The following is a 1,791-nucleotide window of genomic DNA, read 5'->3' as shown; positions in this document are numbered from 1 at the left end:
TTCAAAGACGGGATTTTTTAATTTTATCGCTATTGCGGCGGTGGTGCCTTCGCGCACGTCCTCGCTTTTGTAGTCTTTTTTGTAATAGGTTTGAATTCCTTTTAAGAACCCTTCCTTAAAAGCGGAAAGGTGCGTGCCGCCGTCCGAGGTGTACTGTCCGTTTACAAAGGAAAAATATTCCTCGCCATAATTGTTCGTGTGCGTAAAGGCGATTTCCAACTGGCCGCCCGCCGAATGATCGCCCTTGTAGTAGCCGATGGGATACAGGCTGTCGTCGCCGGTTTCCTCTTTTAAAAGGTCGAATAACCCGCGGTTTGACACAAAACGTTTGCCGTTAAACGCCAGGGTAAGCCCCGCGTTAAGGTAGGCGTAATTTTGCATCCGCTTTTCGATAAACTCTACGTTAAACAGATAATCCTTAAAAATTTCCGGGTCTGGCGTAAATTCAACCATTGTCCCGTCTTTTATTTTTTCTTTTAACTTTCCCTTGCGGCTGTTTAGCAATTTTCCTCTTTGAAAAATCGCCTCCGCAAATTCGCCGTTACGAACCGCGACCACCCTAAAGTGAATGGAAAGCGCGTTAACCGCCTTTGTCCCCACTCCGTTTAGCCCTACCGAAAACTGAAACACGTCGTCGTTGTACTTCGCGCCCGTGTTGATTACTGAAACACATTCGACCAATTTTCCAAGCGGGATTCCGCGCCCATAGTCGCGTACCTTTACGGTAGCCGCCCCGGCTTTCGCGGCGTCCTTTATCGAAACATCAATATTTTTTCCGTTGCCCATGATGAATTCATCGACGCCGTTGTCTATTACTTCTTTTAACAGGACGTAAATGCCGTCGTCTGGATTGGAACCGTCTCCAAGACGGCCGATATACATTCCCGTCCGCAACCTGATGTGTTCAAGCGAGGACAGAGTTTTTATTTTTGATTCGTCGTAAACGTGGGCTTTGCCCGATGCGGGCTTTACTGCGGATTTAACCGCCGGTCTTGCCGCTTGTTTCGCGGCGGGCTTTGCCTTCGCCGAAGTTTTTGATTTTACCGCTGGTTTTGCTTTTGGTTTTACTTTTTTTACAGGCATAAGTAAACTATAGCTGTTTTTGCAATTCTTGTATATACGCCTGGGAGTCGCGGACATTGTCTTCAAGATCGTCAATCGCCCTTTTCAATTCGTTAATACGGATGTTTTTCTCCTCGATTGATCTTTGGAATTTCTCGATCTTGGCGTTTTCCTCGTCTATAGCGAGGGACGCCGAAAGCTTGCCGATGGTGCTTTCATACTCGATTATCGTCTGGTTCATCTTAACCGCCCTGCCGATGATCTCGGAGTCTTCGGCAGTAACGATTGTATCAATAAAATATTTCCGCTCTGGCAGGATTTCCGAGTCCATAATCCCGGCGGCCTGCGCCCCGAAAGTCCTGTACAGGTTGCGAAGGTTCTCCCTAATTTCGGTTATGCGGTTCTTCAGGTTTTGAATCTGTTTTTGGGGGTTGCCGTCCGCTCCAAACCCGGCGGAAATCATCCGCCTTTCGTCTTTTAAGATTGAAAGCTCGTCCATGGCGGCTTTGGACACTCCCAAAAGCGCGTTAATTTCACCTCGCAACGAAGCGATTTCTCCCTCTTCCCTGCCGTCCGCTTCGCGGCTATCGGCCGATTCCCGGTTGCTGAAACGCTCGCCTACATTATGGTAAAGCTGTTCCTGGCTTTCCTGCGCCTTGGAAAGAAACGATTTTAAAAAAGAGGCGCGTGAAGCGGCGAGAAAGATCGCCCTTAAAATCCCCAAGCTTA

Annotated in this window: 2 protein-coding genes; both read right to left on the bottom strand. The window is 48.2% G+C overall.

The features are described 5' to 3' along the window. The coding region (locus ACYVTD_RS12315) for an ATP-binding protein (protein WP_461248049.1) at positions 1-1,083 on the bottom strand (1,083 nt) is incomplete at its 3' end. 7 nt (positions 1,084-1,090) lie between these two features. Then, on the bottom strand, positions 1,091-1,791 hold a 701-nt coding region (locus ACYVTD_RS12310), incomplete at its 5' end, for a hypothetical protein (protein ID WP_461248048.1).

This window comes from Treponema sp. R6D11, assembly GCF_054786075.1.
Note: the sequence above shows the minus strand (reverse complement) of the source record. Positions and strands in the feature narration are given on the sequence as shown.